This window comes from Methylobacterium sp. WL103, assembly GCF_008039885.1.
GTDB classification, from domain to species: domain Bacteria; phylum Pseudomonadota; class Alphaproteobacteria; order Rhizobiales; family Beijerinckiaceae; genus Methylobacterium; species Methylobacterium cerastii.
In genome coordinates, this window is sequence record NZ_VRUX01000951.1 from 1 (window position 1) to 1,111 (window position 1,111).

The following is a 1,111-nucleotide window of genomic DNA, read 5'->3' on the forward strand; positions in this document are numbered from 1 at the left end:
GGGCCCGCGCGATCGCGCCCCCGCCCCGCCCGGGCCGTCCGCGTCGTGGTCCGAGACCGCCTTCGCAGGATTGGTCTGACCATCATCGTCCCGTGATCCACGGATCACGGGTCGTCTCCTTCGACCCAAGGCTAGAACCATGTCCGGCACCACCCGCACCAGCGCGGATCTCGATCCCCGCCGCCGCCGCACGCTGTTTCGCGCCTGGCACCGGGGCATCCGCGAGATGGACCTGATCATGGGACGCTTCGCCGACGCCGAGATCGGCGTCATGAGCGACGCGGACCTCGACCTGTTCGAGGCGCTGATCGAGGTGCCCGACCGCGACCTGTTCCGCTGGCTCGTTGGCGAGGAGCCGGCGCCCGCGAACTACGACACGCCGCTGTTCCGTCGGCTCAAGGCCTTCCACAAGCACGACGCGCCGATCCACTCGTGACGGATCGCCGCCGCGGCTGAGCGCTCTGACTAGAGGTCGGGCTCGTTGACGACGTAGGGGCCGATGCGGCTCATCAGGTCGATGGGAGCACCGGCGCGGCGCGCGTTCTCGCCGTCGATCACCAAGACAGGGATGCCCTGGTCGCGCACTTCAGCCCGGAGCCGGGCGGCGAGGCGGGCGTAGCCCGAGTCGCGGCGTGACGAAGTCTGGAGCAGGATCGCGGCGGGACGGGCGATCACCGCCAGCACGTCCGCCGCCGCCTCGAGGGAGACGGTGACGCTGGCATAGCCGAGCTCGGCCAGCTCTCCGGCCAGCGAGTGATCGACAGCACGGACGCCGTCGTCGACGACGAGCACTTGTTGCAGCGCACCCATAGACCGAGAGCTACCCCATCGCTGACGAGTTGGGAAGAGAGCTGAGCTTTAAACCCACCGCAGACGGTTTGGTTCGCCGGCACCGTTTGCAGATGCGAAAATAAACCCGTCCGATGAGCGTGCGATGAACTGCGCGGCCGGGAACGCCGCGCGCGCCGGGGATGCGGGTGCGGACGAGCGTCCAACGCCTTCGAGACTTTGGGTTTTCGGTGCGATCCCGGGCGGCCCGTTAGGCGGCGCGATCAGGAGATCGGACGGGCGGGGACGCGCCGCAGCCCGGCCGAATGGCGCGGCGCGGGGT

At 69.5% G+C, this 1,111-nt stretch carries 2 protein-coding genes; one reads left to right on the top strand and one right to left on the bottom strand.

Annotated features, from left to right (window positions below; translation table 11 throughout):
* Positions 1–139 precede the first annotated feature (139 nt).
* Positions 140–436, top strand: coding sequence for a succinate dehydrogenase assembly factor 2 (locus FV222_RS26955; RefSeq protein WP_147816193.1), 297 nt, complete (start codon positions 140–142; stop codon positions 434–436).
* A gap of 29 nt (positions 437–465) precedes the next feature.
* Here the strand turns inward: FV222_RS26955 and FV222_RS26960 are convergent, their stop codons facing one another.
* Positions 466–810: a hypothetical protein gene (locus FV222_RS26960; RefSeq protein ID WP_147763087.1), complete on the bottom strand. Its 345-nt coding sequence runs from the start codon at positions 808–810 to the stop codon at positions 466–468.
* Positions 811–1,111: the final 301 nt, after the last annotated feature.

What these genes read in the sequence shown, in the direction of transcription:
- FV222_RS26955 (WP_147816193.1), top strand. Translation starts at nt 140, where the DNA reads ATGTCCGGCACCACCCGCACCAGCGCGGATCTCGATCCCCGCCGCCGC.
- FV222_RS26960 (WP_147763087.1), bottom strand. Translation starts at nt 810, where the DNA reads ATGGGTGCGCTGCAACAAGTGCTCGTCGTCGACGACGGCGTCCGTGCT.